General features: G+C 30.3%; 16 protein-coding genes and 1 other annotated feature. Of the genes, 8 read left to right on the forward strand and 8 right to left on the reverse strand.

Features of this window, described 5'->3' with window-relative positions; all coding sequences use genetic code 11:
* Positions 1 to 3 precede the first annotated feature (3 nt).
* The 8 genes from SYNTR_RS09960 to dnaA form a co-directional block, all read right to left on the reverse strand.
* On the reverse strand, positions 4 to 1158 hold the full coding sequence (locus SYNTR_RS09960; protein WP_156204365.1) for a pyridoxal-phosphate-dependent aminotransferase family protein: 1155 nt from the start codon (positions 1156 to 1158) through the stop codon (positions 4 to 6).
* A 258-nt stretch (positions 1159 to 1416) separates the two neighbouring features.
* Positions 1417 to 1615, reverse strand: a binding site (T-box leader).
* Between the two features lie 251 nt (positions 1616 to 1866).
* Positions 1867 to 2751, reverse strand: coding sequence for a pyridoxal 5'-phosphate synthase lyase subunit PdxS (gene pdxS, locus SYNTR_RS09965; protein WP_156204366.1), 885 nt, complete (start codon positions 2749 to 2751; stop codon positions 1867 to 1869).
* Between the two features lie 123 nt (positions 2752 to 2874).
* Entirely contained in the window at positions 2875 to 5313 is a 2439-nt protein-coding gene (gene gyrA, locus SYNTR_RS09970; protein WP_156204367.1) for a DNA gyrase subunit A, read from the reverse strand.
* A gap of 13 nt (positions 5314 to 5326) precedes the next feature.
* Positions 5327 to 7234, reverse strand: a complete 1908-nt coding sequence (gene gyrB / locus SYNTR_RS09975) for a DNA topoisomerase (ATP-hydrolyzing) subunit B (RefSeq protein ID WP_156204368.1) — start codon at positions 7232 to 7234, stop codon at positions 5327 to 5329.
* Positions 7221 to 7490 (reverse strand): extracellular matrix regulator RemB, encoded by a 270-nt coding sequence (remB, locus tag SYNTR_RS09980; RefSeq protein ID WP_156204369.1) that lies wholly within the window; start codon positions 7488 to 7490, stop codon positions 7221 to 7223. Before remB ends, gyrB begins: the two co-directional genes overlap by 14 nt.
* 4 nt (positions 7491 to 7494) lie before the next feature.
* Positions 7495 to 8547 (reverse strand): DNA replication/repair protein RecF, encoded by a 1053-nt coding sequence (recF, locus tag SYNTR_RS09985; protein ID WP_156204370.1) that lies wholly within the window; start codon positions 8545 to 8547, stop codon positions 7495 to 7497.
* A gap of 65 nt (positions 8548 to 8612) precedes the next feature.
* Positions 8613 to 9752, reverse strand: coding sequence for a DNA polymerase III subunit beta (gene dnaN / locus SYNTR_RS09990; RefSeq protein WP_156204371.1), 1140 nt, complete (start codon positions 9750 to 9752; stop codon positions 8613 to 8615).
* A 171-nt stretch (positions 9753 to 9923) separates the two neighbouring features.
* Positions 9924 to 11219 carry a chromosomal replication initiator protein DnaA gene (dnaA, locus tag SYNTR_RS09995; RefSeq protein ID WP_156204372.1) on the reverse strand — a complete coding sequence of 432 codons (1296 nt, stop codon included), beginning with the start codon at positions 11217 to 11219 and terminating at the stop codon, positions 9924 to 9926.
* Between the two features lie 257 nt (positions 11220 to 11476).
* Between dnaA and rpmH the strand changes: the two genes are divergently transcribed.
* The 8 genes from rpmH to rsmG all read left to right on the forward strand — a co-directional run bounded on the left by rpmH (position 11477) and on the right by rsmG (position 17761).
* Positions 11477 to 11611 (forward strand): 50S ribosomal protein L34, encoded by a 135-nt coding sequence (rpmH, locus tag SYNTR_RS10000; protein WP_156204373.1) that lies wholly within the window; start codon positions 11477 to 11479, stop codon positions 11609 to 11611.
* A 45-nt stretch (positions 11612 to 11656) separates the two neighbouring features.
* Positions 11657 to 11989: a ribonuclease P protein component gene (rnpA, locus tag SYNTR_RS10005; RefSeq protein ID WP_156204374.1), complete on the forward strand. Its 333-nt coding sequence runs from the start codon at positions 11657 to 11659 to the stop codon at positions 11987 to 11989.
* Positions 11983 to 12192: a membrane protein insertion efficiency factor YidD gene (yidD, locus tag SYNTR_RS10010; protein WP_156204375.1), complete on the forward strand. Its 210-nt coding sequence runs from the start codon at positions 11983 to 11985 to the stop codon at positions 12190 to 12192. Before rnpA ends, yidD begins: the two co-directional genes overlap by 7 nt.
* Positions 12193 to 12245: 53 nt before the next feature.
* Positions 12246 to 13103, forward strand: a complete 858-nt coding sequence (locus SYNTR_RS10015; RefSeq protein ID WP_320411445.1) for a YidC/Oxa1 family membrane protein insertase — start codon at positions 12246 to 12248, stop codon at positions 13101 to 13103.
* A 2-nt stretch (positions 13104 to 13105) separates the two neighbouring features.
* The gene (jag, locus tag SYNTR_RS10020; RefSeq protein ID WP_156204376.1) at positions 13106 to 13732 is read left to right on the forward strand and encodes an RNA-binding cell elongation regulator Jag/EloR; all 627 of its coding nucleotides are present in this window, start codon (positions 13106 to 13108) and stop codon (positions 13730 to 13732) included.
* A gap of 96 nt (positions 13733 to 13828) precedes the next feature.
* Entirely contained in the window at positions 13829 to 15214 is a 1386-nt protein-coding gene (mnmE, locus tag SYNTR_RS10025) for a tRNA uridine-5-carboxymethylaminomethyl(34) synthesis GTPase MnmE (RefSeq protein ID WP_156204377.1), read from the forward strand.
* 15 nt (positions 15215 to 15229) lie between these two features.
* A complete protein-coding gene (mnmG, locus tag SYNTR_RS10030) occupies positions 15230 to 17104 on the forward strand; it encodes a tRNA uridine-5-carboxymethylaminomethyl(34) synthesis enzyme MnmG (protein ID WP_156204378.1) in 1875 nt (624 codons plus the stop codon).
* Between the two features lie 9 nt (positions 17105 to 17113).
* Entirely contained in the window at positions 17114 to 17761 is a 648-nt protein-coding gene (gene rsmG, locus SYNTR_RS10035) for a 16S rRNA (guanine(527)-N(7))-methyltransferase RsmG (RefSeq protein WP_156204379.1), read from the forward strand.
* The last annotated feature ends 1 nt before the right edge of the window (position 17762 follow it).

Genomic DNA, 17762 nt, shown 5'->3' on the forward strand with positions numbered 1-17762 from the left:
GGTTTAACGATTATTTAATATAAATTGTTGGGCTTTATTTAAACCTTTACCCAACTGTAAATCGTAACCGAATTTTACTAGAGCAATTTCAATTGCTCCTAGTGTTGCTAATAAATCTAATTGTCTAACATAACCTAAATGACCAATTCTAAATATTTTATCATCTAAAGTTTGCTGTCCACCAGCTAATGCTATATTAAATTCTTCTAATAAGAATTTTCTAACTTTGTTTGCTCCGATTTCTTCGGGAACTACTACTGAAGTAAGTGCATTTGATGCATATTTATCATCTGTTAACAGTTGTAATCCTATTTCTTTTACTGCCGCCCTTACCATATCACGATAATTTCTGTGTCTATTAAAGATGTTTTCTAACCCTTCTTCTTGTATCATTTTTAATGCTTCTTGTAATCCATATAATAGTGATATAGCAGGCGTATATGGAGTTTGTCCTTTTTCTAAATATTTTAGACCTGCTGTTACATCCCAATAATATTTAGGGTTATTATTTTTTTTATGAACTTCAAGTGCTTTAGAATTACAAGCTAAGAAACTTAAACCAGGAGGTATCATATATGCTTTTTGTGAACCACTAACAACTACATCTAGGTTCCACTCATCCATTCTTAGATCAGTTGCCCCTAGACTACTTACTGCATCAACCATTATTATAGCAGGGTGATCGCCCATAGCCTCTTTTATTGCCTTTATATCATTACATGCTCCAGTTGATGTTTCATTATGTGTTACTAGAACTACTTTTATTTCTTTTCTAACATCTTGGTCAATTCTTTCCTTAACAACCTTAGGGTCAGCTACTTCACCCCATTTAAAATCTAGTTTTTCTACATTTGCTCCAAATTGAGTAGCTATTTTAGCAAATCTATCTCCAAAGACTCCAATTGATATGGATAGTACTTTATCACCAGGAGATATAAAGTTAACTACAGCTGCTTCTAGCGCACCTGATCCTGATGCAGGATATATAAGAACATTGTTCTCTGTTTTGAAGGTCTTTTTTACTCCAACTGTTACATCTTTAATTATTTCCTTCAGTTCTGGTCCTCGATGATTAACCATTGATTTGTTCATTGCTCTCATAATTCGTTCGGGTATTGGTGTTGGCCCTGGAAGAAGTAGATATTGATCTCCTCTCATTTGTCTAAAAAACCTCCTTAGTTTTATAAAAATTTTTTTAAACACTAATTGAACTACAAAATAAATAAAAATTTTTGCAGTGTAATTAAAATTTAATAATGATTTACTGCAAGACTATGGAATCAGCTGAGCAAAATTGTTTATAACGCCTTGCTACTTAAGGACTTAGATAAACAAGTTAGCTAGAGCCTTAAGTTTTTTGTAGTTACTTTTTGTAGCAAGTACAATAGTTAAATACAAAAAACCCCTCATTCCCTTAATAGGGACGAGAGGTTATTCCCGCGTTGCCACCCTTGTTGATATATAATATCCACTTAATGATTATAACGGTATCACCGATACTGCTTTGCACAGTATGCATCCAGGGTGGATTCAAAATTAGTCTATACTGGTTTACACCGACCACCAGCTCTCTTAAATAGTACTAATTCCTACTATTCCCCTTCAATTGCTTTATTTATGTTTAATTGAAAAACATTATATTACATCGATTTTTGTTTTGCAAGAAATTTCTTACACCATATTAAGGTAATATTGATGTAAAAATGTTTGGTTTGTTAATTCTGAATGAAATGTAGTAGCTAAAAGATGGTTTTCTTTTACCATACTATTTTACCTTCAAGTTGTGACAATTCTTCTGAATTTCCCCAAATTTTTTCTACATACGGTGTTCTTTAAAGGCTTTATAGAGCAAGTATACCCATTGTCTTACCAGCCACGGTCTTGCATCCTTTCGTCTGGACTAATTTTATTTATATCTATTCCTACCATTGCTTCACCCAAATCTTTTGATAGATCTGCTAGTATTTTTGGATCGTTATAATATGTTGTAGCTGCTACTATTGCACGAGCTCTTTTCATAGGATCTCCAGATTTAAAAATTCCTGAACCTACAAATATTCCATCACAGCCAAGCTGCATCATTAAGGAGGCGTCAGCTGGTGTTGCTATTCCACCTGCAGCAAAATTAACTACAGGAAGACTATTATTATTAGCAACTTCTACAACTAGGTTATACGGAGCTTGTATTTCCTTAGCTACTGTCATTAATTCTTCTTTTCTTAAGCTACTTATCCATCTAATTTCTTCATTAACTTTTCTAATGTGTTTTACAGCTTCGATAATATTACCAGTACCAGGTTCACCTTTTGTTCTAATCATGGCTGCACCTTCACCGATTCTTCTAAGAGCTTCTCCTAAATTTTTTGCACCACATACAAATGGTACTTTAAATTCATTTTTGTTAACATGGTATCTATCATCAGCAGGAGTTAATACTTCGCTTTCATCAATATAATCTATACCCAATGATTCCAATATTTGTGCTTCTACAAAGTGTCCTATCCTACATTTTGCCATTACTGGAATAGTTGCTACTTCCATTATATTTTGTATTATAGTTGGGTCAGCCATCCTAGCTATTCCACCTGCAGCACGTATATCTGCTGGTACTCTCTCAAGCGCCATAACAGCACATGCACCTGCTTCTTCTGCTATTTTAGCCTGCTCAGGTGTAGTAACATCCATAATAACTCCACCTTTTAGCATTTGAGCAAGCTCTGATCTTACTGTAAATGTTCCTTTTTCCGTCATGCTGTACCTCCAAAATTTATTACCCAGTCAATATTTTTGTTTGCACTTTTATGTTAAAGATTTTATTATACTTTTTATACTTTTTTCAACAATTATTATTTTATTTCGTTATTAATTTTTACTCTATTCCTCTTTTTCAATCTTAAATCGTGCTACTCCTACAATGCGGTCTTCCTTATGAGTTTTCATTAAAAGTACCCCTCTAGAATACCGCTTTTGAATAGATATATCCTTAACTTCGAGTCGTATTATATGTCCATCACTAGTTAAAATTACTAATTCATGTTCTGGATAAACTACTTTGAATGCTACTAAATTACCATTTTTATTTGTTATCTCTATAGTTTTTAGCCCTTTTCCACCACGGTTTTGTATTTTAAATTCTGTTAATGGTGTTCTTTTACCATATCCTTTTTCAGTTACTAATATAGCATCTGCTCCATTGCGATATTTATCAATTCCTACTACATAATCATCTTTGGATAGGTTAATAGCTTTAACACCAGCAGCTGTTCTTCCCATTGGTCTAACCTGATGTTCTTCGAAAATTATTGAAAATCCATGTGAAGTTGCTAACATTACCTGATCATCACCATCAACTCTGATTACACCTTGCAATTCATCACCTTCAGCTAAGTGAATAGCTATTAAACCAGATTTTCTTATATGACTAAAGGCTGATAAAACAACCTTTTTTATAATACCTTTTTTGGTTACCATCATTAAATGTCTTTCATTATCAAATTTCTTAGCAGCTACTATAGTAGTAACTAACTCATCTGGTCTTAATTCAATAACATTAATTAGTGGTAAACCTTTAGCCTGCCTTGATGATTCAGGAATTTGGTAGGCTTTAACAGAGAATACACGTCCTTGATTAGTAAAAAATACAACATTAGCTAATGCACTAGTAACAATTATATTAGTAGCAAAGTCTTCTAATCGTGTACTTGTACTGCTAATGCCCCTGCCTCCTCTTTTTTGTGCTTTATAGGAGTTAAGTGGCTGTCTTTTGATATAGCCCCTATTACTTAGGGTTATAACAACCTCATGGTCTTCTATAAAATCTTCTTCGTTGTAATCAGAATAATCTAAAGTTATTTCTGTTCTACGTTTATCACCATATTTTTGTTTAATGTCATCTAAGTCTTCTTTGATTAAAGCTAGTACTCTTTCTGGCTTTGCTAATATATCTTCTAAATCAGCTATTTTTAGAAGTAGTTCATTATATTCTTCTTCTAACTTACTTCTTTCTAAACCAGTTAAACGTGCAAGCCTCATGTCTAAAATTGCATTAGCTTGAATCTCGGTTAAATTAAATCGTTCAACTAAACCATTTCTAGCTGTTTCGTAATCTTTAGAGTTACGAATTAAATCTATTATTTCATCTAGGTTATCAAGAGCAATTCTTAAGCCCTCAACAATATGTAACCTGTTTCTAGCTATCTTTAATTCATATGTAGTTTTTCTAGTAATAACCTCTTGACGGTGTTGAATATATTCTTCTATAACTTGTTTAAGGTTTAAGATTTTTGGTTGTCCATTAACTAAGCTAAGCATTATTATTCCAAAACTATCTTCTAATTGTGTATGTTTAAATAATTTATTAATTAATATGTTTACATTTGTATCTTTTCGAACTTCAATAACAACTCTTATACCTTTACGATCTGATTCATCTCTTAAGTCAGTTATACCCTCGATTTTTTTCTCTCTAACCAATTCTGCAATTTTTTCTAATAATCTAGATTTATTAACCTGGTAAGGTATTTCGGTAATAATAATAGCATTTTTACCGCCTTTTCTTTCCTCAATTTCATAACGTGATCTTATTTTTATGCTTCCTCTTCCTGTTCTATAGGCATTCTTAATACCAGTATCTCCCATTATAATACCCGCAGTAGGAAAGTCTGGACCCTTAATAGAAGTCATAATTTCATCAATAGTTACCTCTGGATTATCTATAACCATTTTTATACCATCAATTACTTCGGTTAAGTTATGGGGAGGAATATTTGTTGCCATACCTACAGCTATACCAGATGATCCATTAATTAATAAATTAGGAATTCTTGCTGGTAATACTTCAGGTTCTTCTCTTGAATCATCATAATTTGGTCTCCAGTTAACTGTCTCTTTTTCTATATCCTTTAGTAATTCTGAAGCTATTTTAGCCATACGACTCTCGGTATAACGCATAGCCGCTGCAGAGTCACCATCTATAGATCCAAAATTTCCATGTCCATCAACTAAAGGATAACGCATAGCAAAGTTTTGGGCCATTTTAACCATAGTTTCATATATAGCTGAATCACCATGAGGGTGATACTTACCCATTACTTCTCCAACTATATTTGCAGATTTTTTATGAGGTTTATCATGGGTCATGCCTTGGTCATGTAATGCATAAAGGATTCTTCTATGTACTGGTTTTAACCCATCTCGTACGTCTGGTAGAGCACGAGATACTATAACACTCATTGAATAATCTAAAAATGATTTTTTTATTTCTTTTTCTATATCTATTGGAACAATTTTATTAAACAAACTACCATCAGCCAACTTATACCACCTCTTATATATCTAAATTGGTAACATATTTTGCATTTTCTTGTATAAATTCTCTTCTTGGTTCAACATTATCCCCCATTAAGCTTGAAAAAACTCCGTCTGCTCTAATTGCATCTTCTATAGTAACCTGCAAAATTGTCCTGCTTTCTGGATTCATTGTAGTTTCCCATAGTTGTTCTGGGTCCATTTCACCTAGGCCTTTGTATCTTTGTATTGACCACTTTTTTTCTGATTCTTTTAAATAATTATTCATTGATTCTTCATCATAAAAATAGTTAATTTCTTTACCTCTTTTTAAGCCATAAAGAGGTGGTTGTGCTATATAAACATAACCATATTCTATAAGCTGACGCATATAGCGATAAAAGAAAGTTAGTAATAAAACTCGAATATGTGAACCATCAACATCAGCATCAGTCATGATTATAAGTTTATGATAACGAGATTTTTTTATATCGAAATCTTCGTCTATACCAGAGCCAATAGCTGTAATTAATGATTTTATTTCTTCATTAGATAAAACTTTATCTAATCTTGCTTTTTCTACATTTAATATTTTTCCTCTTAGAGGAAGTATTGCTTGGTTGTTTCTATCTCTACCTTGCTTAGCTGAACCACCAGCAGAATCTCCCTCTACAATAAATAATTCTGTTTGTGAAGGATCTCGGTTACTACAATCAGCTAATTTACCTGGTAAGGCAATTGATTCTAGTGCACTTTTTCTTCTGGTTAATTCTCTAGCTTTTTTGGCTGCTTCTCTTGCTCTTCTAGCAGATATGGCTTTGTCTACTATCTTTTTGGAAACATTAGGATTTTCATTTAAAAAATCTTCCATATAGTCATAAATCGTACTTTCTACTATACCTCTAACATATGTATTACCTAACTTTGTTTTTGTTTGACCTTCAAATTGTGGCTCTTTTACTAAAACTGAGATAATTGCTACTATTCCTTCTCTTATATCTTCTCCAGAAAGGTTGCCATCGTTTTCTTTTAGTAAACCATTTTTCTTAGCATAATCATTGATTATTCGGGTAAGTCCATTTTTGAAACCTACTTCGTGTGTACCACCTTCATGTGTTTTTATATTATTAGCAAAGGAATAAAGGTTTTCACTAAAACCAGAATTGTACTGAATTGCTACTTCTACAACAACTTCATCTCTTTTGTTTTCAAAATATATAGGTTTATTGTTAATTGATTCTTTGTTTTTATTGATATATAAAACAAAGTCTTTTAGTCCATCTGTATATAAGAATTCTTTTTTTAGTGGTTCTTCTGTTCTTAAATCAGTAAAAATAATTTTTATGCCTTTATTTAAAAAGGATAATTCTCTTAATCTTTGAATAATTATTTCACTATCAAATGTAATATCTTCAAATATTTCAGGGTCTGGATAAAAATGAATGCTTGTCCCTGTTTCTTTTGTATCTCCGTTTTTTGTTATTTTAGTTACTGGTTTTCCTTTTTCATATCTTTGTTTGTATATATACCCATCTCTTTTTATTAATACATCCATTTTTCTTGATAATGCGTTAACAACAGAAAGACCTACACCATGTAGCCCACCGGATATAGTATAACCACTACCTCCGAATTTAGCTCCTGAATGAAGGGTTGTTAAAATAACCTCTATAGCCGGTACTCCTATTATAGGATGAATATCTGTTGGTATACCTCTACCATTATCACAAACAGTTACACTATTATCTTCATGAATTGTAATTTCTATAGCATCACAATAACCAGCAACTGCTTCGTCTATACTATTATCTACAATTTCAAAAACTAAGTGGTGAAGACCTTTAGATCCAGTTGAGCCTATATACATACCTGGTCTTTTTCTAACTGCTTCTAAGCCTTCTAATACTTGTATATTAGACGCATTATAGTTGTTTTCAAATCTGGCCAAAGTCTACACCCTCCTTATCATATTTAAAAACGCGTTTACAAAGAGTAAACGATGAAATAGGTGACATATAGATTTTATCATCACATATTACTAATGCTTTTTCTTTATTGTTAGAACTGATATTTATTATGTTTTTTTTATCTCTAGCTATTTCTATAATATCTAATACATCTTCTGAAACCGGGGGTTCTATGTTTAATATAGCAATTATACCTTTAGCAGAGATAACATAATCATTGCCTAGGTGTATATACATAAAATTACTCCTTTCCTATTAACTGCCCATCTTTTATAACAGATAATTTAGCTTCTACATTTCTTAAATTATTAGAATTTACTGATGTAAGAAAACTTTGAAATTCTGCTTTTGATAAATGGTTTAATAATAACAATCTTTTTTCTTGATCTAATTCAGCTAAAACTTCATCTAGTAAAAATACGGGATAATAATCTTTTATTTTTTTAAATGCATAAACTTCGGCTAATTTAAGACAGACAGCAATATTACGTTGCTGTCCTTGTGATGCAAAATGTCTCGCTAATTTATTATCTTGATATAAGTGAATATCATCAAGATGTGGCCCTATCATGCTTTTTTTTCTTTTAATTTCTTTATCTTTTATACTTCTTTGATTTTCAATAAATGACTTTTCTAGGATATTTTGGTTTATTTTTTCATCTTCTATATTAAAAGATAATGCATATCTTATTTTTATGGTATTTTTACCATTTGTGATTTCTTGGTATAAAGGCTTTATAATTTGATCTAACAAACTAGTAAAATTTATCCGGGATAAAATTAGTTTAACAGCCGTTTCTACAAATAAATCATTAATAATATTAAAGGATTTAGTATTAGTTTGATCATTTTTTAACAATAAATTCCTTTTTCTTAGAAGTTTACCATAATTATCAAAATTAAAAGAATAATCTTGAGATATTTGTTTTAAGGTAAAATCAATAAATTTTCGTCTTTTTAAAGGGCTACCCTTTACTAAGTCAAGGTCATCTGGAATAAATAAAACAAGTTTAAGGCTTTCGGGATTATTTATAGATGTTTTTTTATTATTTATTTGTAATATTTTATTTTTTGATTGATCTAGTTTAATAAATGAATTTATTTTTCGTTCATTGTTAACATATTTTGTTTTTATTGAATACCAGCTTTCTTCATAGTTAATTAAGTTAGTATCGGTAGGTGTTCTAAATGATTTTCCAGTTGATGATACAAAAATAGCTTCCAAAATATTTGTTTTTCCTTGTCCATTATCACCCATAAATATATTTAAGTTGCTTTCTGCATTATATTCCATTTTTTTAATATTTCTAAAATTTTTAATCTGGATATTCTTTAAAAACAAATTTTTTTTGCTCTCCCTTAACCTGTAGTACGAAGAGGTACTAATATATATAAATAATTATTTTTATCAGGATTTTTTATTAATGAAGGGCCTAGAGAACCAGAAAGACTTATCGATATTTCTTTTGTTTCATTATCTAATAATTTTACTACATCTAACAAATAATTAGTATTAAAAGCTATTTTAATATCATTATCTCCTTCCAAGTTAAATTCTTCTATGATTTCTACAATTTCTCCAATTGTTTCTGAAAAAGAGTTAATAGATATTTCATCTTCTTTAAAAGTGAACTGGGCATGTTGAATTTTTAATTTATCATCAGTTGGCATTGTTTTTGCTCTTTCTAGACTATTACTTAAAATATCAGTTTTCAATAATACTTTAGTATTAAAATTTTTTGGGATCACCTGATCGTAATTAGGATATTTTCCTTCTATTAATCGGGATAAAATTATGAAATTATCGTTATAAAATATTACATTGTTTTCTGAAAAACCTATTTTTATATCATCATCAGTATCGTCAAGTAGTCTTAAAAGTTCGTTAACAGATCTTATTGGAATTATAAAATTAAAAGGTTCTAAATTTATATTTTCGAGAGTATAGTTGTAAAAAGCTAGTCTATGTGTATCTGAAGCTACAATATTAATTTGGTTATTCTCAATTATATCAAAAAGAACACCTGTAAATACTTGTCTAAAATGATTATTTGTAGCTGCAAAGACTGTTTTTTTCAATGCTTCTTTTAATACATTTTGAGGAAGAGTAAATTTATATTCCATTTCTTTAAGAGGTAGTTCAGGATATTCTTGTATACTATATGTGTTTATAACTCCTGATGATCTACCATAAGATATATTTAACTTTGAAGAATTATTGTTAAATTCTATCGAAATAGTTGTATCGGGTAATAATTTTATGAAATCTGCAAAGTAATAGGCATTTACTAAAACAGAGCCTTCTTCTATTATATTTATTTCTTTAGTTGAAGCTTTAATGCCAATTTCCATATCAGTTGCAGTCATAGTTAAACCATGATTACTGCTTATTTCAATAAGTAAACCTGATAATGCAGCTACAGTATTTTTATTAGATGCTGCTCTATGTACAAGACTTGTTAAATAAGATAAATGTTTTTTGTTTATTGTAAATTTCACTAATTAACCTCCGCTCTTTTTTCTTTATTATTTATTAACAATTTAGTAGTAATATTAGTAGGCTTACAAATTATGTGGACAACTTAATCTAGCACTTAATTTACAGGAAACATAAAAGTGAATAAATTGTTAATAAGTAAGTTGATTAGTATGTATGGATTGTAATTACAATTATTTATTAATAGTATTTGATAGTTTTTCTATTGTATTTTCAAGTTTTTTGTTTTCTTTAATTTCTTTTTCTATTTTTTCTACAGCATGTATAACTGTAGTATGGTCTCTACCTCCAAATTGTTCTCCTATTTGTGGAAAAGAGGCATCTGTTAATTGTCTACATAAATACATAGCAATTTGTCTTGGAACTACTAGATGTTTATTTCTTTTTTTGGAAAGAAAATCTTTAATATCTAATTCATAATTTTGTGCAACTATATTTTGGATAATTTCAATAGTAATTTTTTTTGGTTGTGGTGCTGGTAGTATATCTTTTAATGCTTCAGCTGCTAAAGTCATATCTAATGGCCTCTTTGTTATTGTAGCATAAGCTAATAGTCTAATTAATGCACCTTCTAATTCTCGTATATTTGAATGTATATTAGTAGCTATATAGTCAAATATATCATTAGATATATCTAAATTTTCTTGTTGTGCTTTTTTTCTTAAAATAGCAATTCTAGTTTCTAAATCAGGTGGTTGTATGTCTGTAATTAACCCCCATTCAAAACGAGATCGTAAACGATCTTCTAATGTAGGTATATTTCTTGGTGGTCTGTCACTTGAAATAACAACTTGTTTATTAGATTCATATAAAGTGTTAAATGTGTGAAAAAATTCTTCTTGAGTTCTTTCTTTACCTGCTAAAAATTGTATATCATCAATGAGTAATACATCTACATTTCTGTATTTGCTTCTAAAAACCGCGGTTTTATCATCTTTTATAGATGAAATTAATTCATTTGTAAATTGCTCTGAAGATACGTATACCACAGAAAATAAAGGATTTTTAGTTAAAATGTGGTGTCCAATTGCCTGCATTAAATGTGTTTTACCTAACCCTACTCCACCATATATAAAAAGTGGATTATAAGCTTTTGCTGGAGATTCTCCTACTGCATAGCAGGCTGCATGTGCAAATCTATTACTATTTCCAACTACAAAACTATCAAAAGTATATTTGGTGTTTAGTGTTGGTATATTTCCATTTCTTTCTGATACAGGTTCGGTACTAATAACAATAGATATATTTTGATGTGTTAAGGTTTTTAGATTTTTTAATATTAGATCATTATAACGTGATTCAATCCATTCTTTGGTTAAAGAATTTGGGACTGTTAAATAAACTATGTCATTTTGATATGCACTAAATTCTACTTTAGCAAACCAAATATCAAAACTAGTATCTCCTATATCTTTTCGTATAGACTTTAAAACTTGATTCCATATTTTATTAAAATCATAATTGGACATAAATAATTCCCCCTGTATATTTGTGGACAACTTTATTGTGAATAAAGAATAAATATGTGGATAACATGACAAATATTATTAAAAATAAATTAGGAATACAAGTTAATAAATTAAGAATTAAGTAAAAATATAGTATAATCATAGCAGAATCCGTTAAAAATTAGAAGTATTTAGAATCGCCTTGTTTCTTGACATAAATACAGTGAAGAAAATATAATTATAAGGTACTGGATAAAATAAGGAGGCAAAATATTACAATGAAAAGAACATATCAACCAAAAAGAAGACAGAGAAAAAGAGAACATGGTTTCAGAAAAAGGATGTCAACTCAATCAGGTAGAAGAATAATAGCTAACAGAAGGAAAAAAGGACGCAAGACATTATCTGCTTAGGTCGTAAATAACGGCCTTTTATTTTACTATGCTAGAAGGGGTTTAATGTTTAGTAAAGAAAATAGAATAAGTAGACCAAAAGAATACAATAATATATATAAATATGGTAAAAAAAGACTAGGAAGGTATATTATTCTTTTTTATATAAAAAATAACTTAGAATTAAATCGCTTTGGCTTTGTAGCAAGTAAAAAAATAGGAAATGCTGTAACAAGAAATAGAGCAAAAAGAATAATGAGGTCAATAGTAAGACAAAAAGTTTTTATTAAAAATGGTTATGACATAGTAATTGTAACTAAAAGAAATATAGTAGGAGCAGAGTTTAAGGACATAGAAAAAGATTTTGATAAAGTAACCCAAAAGGAAGGTTTATGTTAAAGGAACTCTTTATTTTTATAATAAAGTTATATCAAAAGTTAAGTTTTTTTAAAAATCCTTCCTGTCGCTTTTATCCATCCTGCTCTAATTACTCAATTGAAGCTATTGAGAAACATGGTGGTATAAAAGGTGGTTGGTTAGCTTTAAGAAGAATTTTAAGGTGTCATCCTTTTAATCCTGGCGGTTACGACCCTGTACCTTAATTGCTAATATAAATTGTTCCTAAGGAGGTGAAACCTGCTGTCGTCCACAGGTAGTGTTTCGATATGCAGGGTTTAATTTGTGGCAGGCTTTTGTGCAATGGTTTACTGATGTAATACATTTTTTTTATAGTATAACTGAATCAATAGGTGTACCAAGTTACGGGTTAGCAATAATACTTATCACAATAGTAATTAAGATAATCTTATTTCCACTAACTCAAAAACAAATGAAATCAATGCGTGCTATGCAGGCATTACAACCAAAAATGAAATACTTACAAGAGAAGTATAAGGATGATCCCCAGACAATGCAGACGAAGGTAATGCAATTATATAAAGATAATGGAGTAAATCCCTTTGGTGGTTGTTTACCCTTATTAATACAATTGCCTATTTTTATTGCGTTTTTTCAAGCATTAATGGATTTTCCATTTTTAGAAGGTGCTCCAACAGGCTTTTTATGGATTCCTGATATAGCACAACCAGACTCATTGTTTATATTAGCTATTTTAGCAGCAGTTACAACTTACGCAATGCAAAGAGTATCAATGGTGAATACAAATGATCCAACCCAGAGAATACTACTTTATATTATGCCTTTATTTATGGCATTTATTGCAGCTACTATGCCTGCTGGTCTACCTTTATACTGGATTACATTTAACTTATTAAGTATTGCACAACAGCTATATGTAAACAAGCTTTTAGATAACGCTACTACTGTTGCAGCTGATACAGGAACAGGTGTTCAAATTGATGTTGATATTGAAGAAGAAGAAGTAAATGAAGAAGAAATCAATGAAGAAGAAGAAACAAAAGAAAATACCAATAAAAATAATACTAACACTACTAATACTAAAAAGAAGAAAAAGAAAGGGAAAAACAAGGAGGGAAAAAGGAGGAAAGGTTAATTATGGAGGCTCGAGCAATAGAAACAAAGGGTAAGAATATAGATGAAGCTATACAAGCCGCTTTAACAGAGTTAAGTTGTGATATGGATGATGTTACAGTTGAGGTTATAGAGGAACCTTCAAAAGGATTACTTGGAATAGGAAAAAAACCTGCAATAGTTAGGGTAACCCCAAGAGAAAAGCCAGGAGAATATGTACAAGAGGTAGCTTGTTCTTTATTAGATAAAATGAAAATTAATTATGAAATAGATAAAGTAGAAGTTAAAAATAATACAGTTAGAATAAACATAATAGGTAAGGATATGGGCTTATTAATTGGGAGAAAAGGTGAAACCTTAAATTCTTTGCAATTTATAGTAGGATTAATTGTTAACAAAAATAGAGAAGAGCGAATACGGGTTGTATTTGATGTAGAGGACTATCGTAAGAAAAAAGAAGAATCCTTAGAATCATTAGCACTAAGATTATCAGATAAGGTAAAGAAAACACAAAGAAATGTGGTAATGAGGCCGATGTCATCTCAGGAACGGAGAATAATACACACTGTTTTACAAAACGATCCTTATATTACTACATACTCAATGGGTGATGAACCAAATCGTAAGGTAGTTATTTCATTGAAAAAGTAGCAAAAAGACCCGTAAGGGTCTTTTTTTTTATAAATTCTATATTATAAAAGGATTATTTTGTAAATACTTAAAATAAAAAAACTGGAGTAGATAATTATGATTGAAGATAGAATAGTTGCTATTTCAACACCACCTGGTGAAGGAGGCATTGCCATTATAAGGTTAAGTGGTGATGGTGTTATAGAAAGTATAGATAATATGTTTTTACCTTATAAAAAAGGGGTCAGTTTAAAGAATAAAAATGGTTATACTTTAACTTATGGATGGATATTAGATGAAAACGGCGAAAAAATTGACGAAGTTTTAGTAAGTATTATGAGATCACCAAAAAGTTATACAGCAGAGGATATGGTAGAGATTAATTGTCATGGTGGTAATATGCCTGCAAGAAGATGTATTGAAAGGATATTAAAATCTGAAAAAAATATTCGTCTATCAGAGCCAGGAGAATTTACTAAAAGAGCATTTCTAAATGGTCGTTTGGATATAAGTCAAGCAGAAGGTATTATTGAGATTATAAGGTCTAAAACTTCGAAAAGTTTAAACTTGGCTGTTAAACAATTAGAAGGTAAGACTAGTCAGTATATAAATAAAATAGAAGATGAATTAATTAGATTAAATGCTATGGTTGAAGCAAGTATAGATTTTCCTGATGAAGTAGGTGGGTTAGACTATAATGAGGTTAATCAGATATTAGAAAGTGTAGATTTTACTCTAAATAAACTTATTAATGCTAGTGAGAGAAGTCAAATATATCGTGATGGTATTAGTGTTGCTATTAGTGGAAAACCAAATGTAGGAAAATCTAGTTTACTAAATGCGCTTATTAGAAAAGAAAGAGCTATAGTAACAAGTATACCTGGTACTACAAGAGATGTTTTAGAGGAATATATTAATGTTAGAGGTATACCGGTAAAACTTGTTGATACTGCAGGAATTAGGGAAACTCACGATGTAGTTGAAGAAATAGGAGTAAAGAAATCAAAAGAGGTTATTGATGAATCAGATTTAGTGTTATTTATACTTGATTTTGAAACTGGTATAACAGATGAGGATTTAGAAATTTATAATTTAATAAAGGACAAAAATACAATTATTTTAGTTAATAAAGAAGACTTAGAAAAGAGAAATATTACTGAAAATGAAATAGCAAAATTATTTAAAGATTTAAAAATAATCAGAGGCTCTGTAAAAGAAGACATTGGTTTGGATGAACTTGAATCAACAATAGAAGAAATGATACTTGGCGATAGTTTAAATAGTGATGATTTGGAATTAATGATAAATTTGAGGCAAAAAAATTCACTTATTAAAGCACAAGAATATATTTCTAATATAAAATATACTGTAAATGAAGTTTCTCTTGATTGTTTAGGAGTGGATGTATGGGGAGCTTTAGATTCACTAGGTGAAATAACTGGTAAGTCTTTAAAGGAAGATGTAATAGATCGAATTTTTAGAGACTTTTGTATTGGTAAGTAGGAGGCTAGACTAGCTATGATATATGAAGCAGGAAAATTTGATGTAATAATTATAGGTGCAGGACATGCTGGTAGCGAAGCGGCTTTAGCATCTGCACGTATGGGTTGTAGTACATTATTAGTTACACTAAGTATGGAAAGTATTGCCAATATGCCATGTAACCCTTCTATAGGTGGACCTGCAAAAGCTCAACTTGTAAAAGAAATTGATGCTTTAGGTGGAGAAATGGCTATAAATATCGATAAAGCAAATATTCAGGTAAGAACCATAAATACAGGAAAAGGACCTGCAGTACAGGCCTTACGAGCTCAGGCTGACAAATATGAGTATCATAAAGAAATGTATAAAACATTATTAGATGAACGAAATTTAAAGATATTAATGGCAGAAGTTGAGGATATTGAATTAGAAAACTATAAGGTTAAATCTATAGTTACGAAAACAGGTGCTCGTTTTCAGTGCAAAGCAGTAGTTATAACTTCAGGTACTTTTTTAAAAGGAAGAATAATTGTAGGAGATATAGCGTTTGATAGTGGGCCATCTAATCAATTTCCAGCAGTAAAACTTTCTGAAAGCTTAACTAATATGGGAATAGAATTAGGTAGGTTTAAGACTGGTACTCCTCCTAGAATAGACAAAAAAAGTGTAGATTTTTCTAAAATGATTGAACAACCTGGAGATGAAAAACCATTAAAGTTTTCTTTTGTTAGTCCATATTATGATAGACCTCAATTGTCTTGTTGGTTAACTCACAGTACACCAGATACTCATCAGATAGTAATGGATAATTTAGATAGAGCACCTATGTATACAGGAATAATTAAAGGACGAGGTCCAAGATATTGCCCCTCATTTGAAGATAAGGTAGTACGTTTTTCACATAAAGATTCACATCAATTGTTTGTTGAACCTGAAGGAAGAGCGACAGATGAAATGTATGTTCAAGGTCTTAATACAAGTTTGCCTGAGGATGTTCAGATAAGGGTATTAAAAAGTATTCCTGGTTTAGAAAATGTTCATATAATGCGAACAGGTTATGCCATAGAATATGATTATGTAATCCCTACACAACTAAAACCTTCTTTAGAAACTAAGCAAGTGGATAATTTATTTACTGCAGGTCAAATAAATGGAACTTCAGGGTACGAAGAAGCAGGGGCACAGGGACTTATTGCTGGAATAAATGCTGCATTAAGAATTAAAGGTGAAGAGCCATTTATGCTGAAAAGAAGTGAAGCATATATAGGGGTTTTAATTGATGATTTAATTACTAAGGATATTGATGATCCATATAGATTATTAACTTCTCGTGCAGAATATAGGCTACTATTAAGGCAAGACAATGCTGACTTAAGACTTACAGAAAAAGGTCGAGAAATTGGACTTGTAGATGATGAACGATGGCGTTTATTTAATGATAAAAAAAATATTATTGAGTTTGAAATGAAAAACTTAAAAGAAAAGACTTTTACACCTACAGATAAAGAGATGGCAGAGTTTTTAGAGAGGAAAGAAAGTGCATTATTAAGAGATAGAATTTCACTTTGGGAACTAATGCGGAGACCTGAAATAGAGATAGAAGATTTTAAGGAAATGGGTTTAATTGATGTAGATAATTACGATATTTTAGAACAATTAGAGGTTCAAGCAAAGTATGAAGGTTATATTAATAAACAATTAGAACAGGTAAAAAGATTTGAAAAAATGGAAAGTCGAAAAATCCCTTATGATATTAATTATGACGAGGTTTCTGGATTATCAAACGAAGCACTACAAAAGTTAAAAGAAATAAAACCTCATTCATTAGGCCAGGCTTCAAGACTTTCAGGGGTTAACCCTGCAGATATAAATGTACTTTTAATTTTTTTAGAGAAAAAAAGAAGGAAATAAGAATTAAATATGGAATATAATGTAAATAGATTTAAAGAATTAGTTTTGTTTGAAAATAGGAAACATAATTTAGTAAGTAGAAAAACAGTAGAAACAGATATAGATAACCATATATTAGACTGTAAGAAGTTACTGAATTACAAGAGTATAGAAAATTTATTGGTTATAGATATAGGAACAGGTGCAGGTTTTCCGGGGTTAGTTTTAGCAATTTTATCTGCAAAAACAAATTTCACATTAGTTGAATCTGATTTTAAGAAATCTAATTTCTTAAAATTGGTGATTGATGAACTGAATTTAAAAAATGTAAATGTAATAAGAGAGAGAGTAGAGATAGTAGGTAGGGATAATAGTTTTCGTGAAAATTTTGATATTTGTACAAGTAGAGCTGTTGCATCAATGAATATTATGTTGGAATACTCTATACCACTCATTAAAAATACTGGGTCTGTTTTTATGTGGAAAGGTAGAAATTATAGAAATGAAATAGAAACGGCTAAGGCAGCGCTAGATGAGTTGGGTTCAGAAGTAAATAATATTTTTACTTATAATCTAATGGAAGAAAGGGATAGAGCTATTATTGAAGTTAAAAAAAACAAACCAACTTCTCTAAAGTATCCCCGTCGTGTTGGTATTCCGGCAAAACGGCCATTATAGG

It is taken from the genome of Candidatus Syntrophocurvum alkaliphilum, assembly GCF_009734445.1.
GTDB lineage: Bacteria > Bacillota > Syntrophomonadia > Syntrophomonadales > Syntrophomonadaceae > Syntrophocurvum > Syntrophocurvum alkaliphilum.

What these genes read in the sequence shown, in the direction of transcription:
- mnmE (WP_156204377.1), top strand. Translation starts at nt 13,829, where the DNA reads ATGATTGAAGATAGAATAGTTGCTATTTCAACACCACCTGGTGAAGGA.
- SYNTR_RS09960 (WP_156204365.1), bottom strand. Translation starts at nt 1,158, where the DNA reads ATGAGAGGAGATCAATATCTACTTCTTCCAGGGCCAACACCAATACCC.
- remB (WP_156204369.1), bottom strand. Translation starts at nt 7,490, where the DNA reads ATGTATATACACCTAGGCAATGATTATGTTATCTCTGCTAAAGGTATA.
- recF (WP_156204370.1), bottom strand. Translation starts at nt 8,547, where the DNA reads ATGGAATATAATGCAGAAAGCAACTTAAATATATTTATGGGTGATAAT.
- jag (WP_156204376.1), top strand. Translation starts at nt 13,106, where the DNA reads ATGGAGGCTCGAGCAATAGAAACAAAGGGTAAGAATATAGATGAAGCT.
- mnmG (WP_156204378.1), top strand. Translation starts at nt 15,230, where the DNA reads ATGATATATGAAGCAGGAAAATTTGATGTAATAATTATAGGTGCAGGA.
- dnaA (WP_156204372.1), bottom strand. Translation starts at nt 11,219, where the DNA reads ATGTCCAATTATGATTTTAATAAAATATGGAATCAAGTTTTAAAGTCT.
- pdxS (WP_156204366.1), bottom strand. Translation starts at nt 2,751, where the DNA reads ATGACGGAAAAAGGAACATTTACAGTAAGATCAGAGCTTGCTCAAATG.
- rsmG (WP_156204379.1), top strand. Translation starts at nt 17,114, where the DNA reads ATGGAATATAATGTAAATAGATTTAAAGAATTAGTTTTGTTTGAAAAT.
- rnpA (WP_156204374.1), top strand. Translation starts at nt 11,657, where the DNA reads ATGTTTAGTAAAGAAAATAGAATAAGTAGACCAAAAGAATACAATAAT.
- rpmH (WP_156204373.1), top strand. Translation starts at nt 11,477, where the DNA reads ATGAAAAGAACATATCAACCAAAAAGAAGACAGAGAAAAAGAGAACAT.
- yidD (WP_156204375.1), top strand. Translation starts at nt 11,983, where the DNA reads ATGTTAAAGGAACTCTTTATTTTTATAATAAAGTTATATCAAAAGTTA.